Annotated in this window: 3 protein-coding genes; 1 reads left to right on the forward strand and 2 read right to left on the reverse strand. The window is 67.5% G+C overall.

Going from position 1 to position 3,942, the window contains the following annotated elements:
• Both VKA86_16830 and VKA86_16835 read right to left on the reverse strand, forming a co-directional pair.
• Positions 1-447, reverse strand: a 447-nt coding sequence (locus VKA86_16830) for a hypothetical protein (protein ID HKK72870.1), incomplete at its 3' end; no start/stop codon positions are given.
• Entirely contained in the window at positions 444-1,037 is a 594-nt protein-coding gene (locus VKA86_16835; GenBank protein ID HKK72871.1) for a sigma-70 family RNA polymerase sigma factor, read from the reverse strand. The genes VKA86_16830 and VKA86_16835, both read right to left, overlap by 4 nt.
• 579 nt (positions 1,038-1,616) lie before the next feature.
• On the opposite strand from VKA86_16835, the gene VKA86_16840 reads away from it, so the two are divergent.
• Positions 1,617-3,842, forward strand: coding sequence for an FG-GAP-like repeat-containing protein (locus VKA86_16840; GenBank protein HKK72872.1), 2,226 nt, complete (start codon positions 1,617-1,619; stop codon positions 3,840-3,842).
• Positions 3,843-3,942 lie beyond the last annotated feature (100 nt).

The raw sequence follows: 3,942 nt of genomic DNA on the forward strand, positions 1-3,942 counted from the left end.
CGAGGCGACGGTCCTCGAGTAGACCTCGCGTGGGGCGGTCGTCTGCTCGCCGCCCGGCTGCAACGACCAGGCGACCCAGACCAGGAGCAAGACCACCGCGGCGGTGGCCAGCGCACGCCACGCACCACCCGGGGCCGATCGGCCGGCCGATCGGCTCCGCCGCCGCGGCAGGGGATGGATGGTCGCCTGCTGGTGCACCCCGTAGAAGACCTCGGCATCCTGCTGGATCCTCGTCCGGAGGTGCTCGGGCATGGGCTCGTCGCGGCCGTCGAGCGCGAGGTCGAGCGAGGCGGCCACGAACTCGAAACGGTCGTCGTCCAGCGCGGGGTCGAGGGCGAGCAGGGCCTCGAGTTCGATGCTCTCCTCGCGGTCGAGCGTTCCCAGGGCGCGGTTGATCAACAGTTCCTCGGCGCGTTCGCGAGGGTCATAGGCGGATGCCTGGTTCATCGCTCCACCTCCCCGCGGAGCGGACCTGCACCGGGTCCTTCGGGCCGGGGGTCGGCCGCGTCGACGTCCAGCGCCTCGCGCAGCGCGATCAGGCCGCGTCGGATGTGGGATTTGACGGTGCCGAGCGGGATGCCCGTGCTCTCGGAGATCTCACCGTGCGGGATCCCCTTGAGCACCGAAAGTTCCACCAGCCGGCGTTGCTCGGGACGCAGCTGGTCCAGCGCGTCCGTCGCCAGCCGCGCCTCGGCGTCGCGCTCCATGCGGTTGTGCGAATCGTCACCGATCTCGGGTGCGTTCTCGTGTTCGATGCTGTCGAACTCGGGTTGCCGCTGGTGACGGCGGAGCCGGTCGATCAGCCGACGCCGGGCGATCATGACCACGAAGGTCTTCTCGGACGATCGTTCGGAGTCGAAGCGGTGCGCGCTCTTCCAGAGATCGATGAAGATCTCCTGGACCGCGTCTTCGGCGTCGGTCTCGTTCGGCGACATGCGGCGGGCGATCGACCACACGAGACCGCCGTAGCGGTCCATGCAGGCATTCACCGCGCGAGCGTCGCCCTGAGCGACCGCCAGGAGCAGAGATTCGCTCACGTCGGCCCTTCGTTGGGTTCCGGTTCGCTCGGCGAACGCGCGGGGGAGCGCCGCCGAGCGGTGCCGCGGCAGGAAGTCGCCGCGGGCCATCGTTTCGGCCGTCATGTTAGTCGCGACGCGGGGTGGTGTCGACGTCGGGCGCGGGTCGGCCCCCCCCGCGGCGCCGATGCCGGGCGCGCGAGTGATGATTCATGTCCGCGGACCTCGGTCCGCCAGGGGTTGGAAGAACAGGAGGTCGTACCCCGTCGGGCCGTCCCTGCTGCCCTTTTCGCGACGTACGGAGTTCCAGATGCACGGGAACTCCACCGGAGGGACCCGCTTCCCACGCACCCGGACTTGCTGCTAAGATGCAGAGGTACCTGGCTCCGGTTTCGCCGCCGGATCCTCAACGCTCGCCATCTGCTCCATCGGCTCGTCCATCCGTCGGTTCGGGTGTATCTCTCGCCGAGATCCGGTGGCCCCTCCACCGGACCGGGACGCTGGGGCAGGGCTTCGGGCATCGCCGCCGGATCGCCCGGATTGTCGCCGCGGATCGCGCCACGCGGCCTGAATTCGACCGGTCCGATGCCGGGAGAACACATGACCGCTCGCCTCGCCGCTCCTCGGCGGTCGTGCATCGGTGTCCTCGTCGCGCTGACCTCGGTGTTGGCGTCGACAGTGCCGGCGCACGCCGTGACCGCGCCCTCCTTCGTCCGGACCACCGGCCTGGCTGGTGTCGACGTTCCCTCGTCCTCGACTGGCCTCTACGGCCCCGGCGTGGCCGTCTTCGACTTCGAGAACGACGGGGACCTCGACCTGTTCGTTCCCAACGACCGATCGGGCCACCAGCTGTACCTGAACCAGGGCGACGGGACCTTCGTAGACATCGCGCCGTCGCTGGGCCTGGACTTCACCACCGAGCTCCCGCCCTTCGACGATCGGATCCATCCCTTCGAGTCCGATCCGACGGCGATGATGCCGAGCTTCGTCGACACCGACAACGACGGCGATCTCGACTTCTTCCTGACCTGCTGGAACAGCTACAACCGGTTCTTCGAGAACGTCGACGGAGTCTACGTGGATCGCACGCACGAGAGCGGTCTCGACGTGGTGGGCCACTCGGCGACGGCGGCGTGGGCCGACTACGATCGCGACGGACTGCTGGATGTGTACATCGCCGACTGGGGTGGTCGCGATCACCTGTTCCACAACCAGGGTGGCAACGTCTGGTCGGACCGTTCCGAGCGGATCGGGATCTACGACGACCTGAACGGACAGGACCGTGCTGCCTGGTCGGCGATCTGGTTCGACCACAACGGTGACGGCTGGCTCGACCTGTACGTGGGCAACGATTACGGACAGCCGAACCAGCTGTACATGAACGAAACCGGTCAGCGCTTCCGTGATCGCGCGACCACGCTCTTCCCGGAGTTGCAGGATCCCACACGGACGATCTTCCAGAACAACGCCACCATGGGGCAGACCCTGGGCGACTTCGATCGTGACGGCGACTACGACATGTTCGTGGCCAACAGTCTCGTGAACGACCTCTACGAGCGGCGGGGGAACGAGTACCACGACCTCATGGAGGATTCCGACACCCCGCGCGACCTGAAGAACGTGCTCAAGAACAACGACATCGGTTGGGACTGCGAGTTCGTCGACGTCGACAACGACGGCTGGCTCGACCTGTTCCTGGTCAACGGCTACATCTTCCTGTGCCTCTACGACGACCCGCTGAACCCCGACTGCGGCAGCGAGGGGCAGCCGCAACAGCCCAACCTGCTGTGGATGAACGACGGCGCCGGCGGTTTCGCAGAGCTCACGCAGGAAGCCGGACTGACCGATCTCGGGTGGGGTAAGGCTGGAGTGTGGGCCGACTTCGACCAGGACGGTCGGCTCGACGTCTTCGTCACCGACAGCGGCAGCGAGGACAGTCCCGCCGATCATGGTCTCTGGCGCAACATCACCCAGGACGTCGGCAACCATCTCAGGGTGCGCCTGACCGGTACCGTGAGCAATCGCGACGCGATCGGTGCCCGGATCCACGTGCGCATGGGCGACGTGGTGCTCATGCGCGACCGCTGGTCGTCGACCGGCTATCTGAGTCAGGACGGTCCGGAGGTCCACTTCGGTCTGGGCGACGCGACCGTCGTCGACGAGCTGACGATCACGTGGCCTCGTGGTCAGGTCGACGTGTTCGAGAACGTACCGGTGAACCAGACCCTGTACATCGAGGAGGGGTCGGGCGGAACGGCGGTGTCGAACCTGCCGTCGCCGATCCTGTCGGGCCGTGCCGAGGAGACCGGGCTCCGTCTGCGCTGGAGCGTGGAGACCGACTTCGATCGCTTCCTGATCACGCGGTCGTCGCCCGGTACCGTCGCCGGGACCATCGCCACCATGAGTGCCGAGACCGGCCGGACCGTCTACGAGTTCGTCGATGCCGCGGTCGAGCCGGGGCGGACCTACCACTACCGCGTGCTGGGCGAGACCGACGGCCAGCGGGTGGAGAGTGCGTCGATCACCCTGGAAGCCGCCCCCGGCGCGGATCGGTTGCAGGTGGCCGGGGCTGCTCCCAATCCCTTCAACCCACGAACCACCCTGCGTTACCGCATTCCTGCCGACGCCGCCGCGGTGCGCCTACGCCTGGTGGATGCCGCCGGACGTGTGGTCCGCAGCTTCGAATCCGGTCCTCGCGGCACGTGGCAGTCGCTGACCTGGGACGGCTCCGACACGCAGGGTCGAAACGTGGCCAGTGGGACCTATCGCTTCGTCGTCGAGGCCGACGGCCGCGTGCAGTCGACCCCCCTCACGTTGGTCCGCTGATCCGGGGAGCACTTCATGACATTCGAACTGCGTCGCGCGGTGATGCTGTCGGCCGGGTTGCTCGTCATGGGTCCGGTGGGTTGCTCGGACGACGACTCAC

The sequence above is a fragment of the Candidatus Krumholzibacteriia bacterium genome, assembly GCA_035268685.1.
Taxonomy (GTDB): domain Bacteria; phylum Krumholzibacteriota; class Krumholzibacteriia; order JAJRXK01; family JAJRXK01; genus JAJRXK01.

What these genes read in the sequence shown, in the direction of transcription:
- VKA86_16840 (HKK72872.1), top strand. Translation starts at nt 1,617, where the DNA reads ATGACCGCTCGCCTCGCCGCTCCTCGGCGGTCGTGCATCGGTGTCCTC.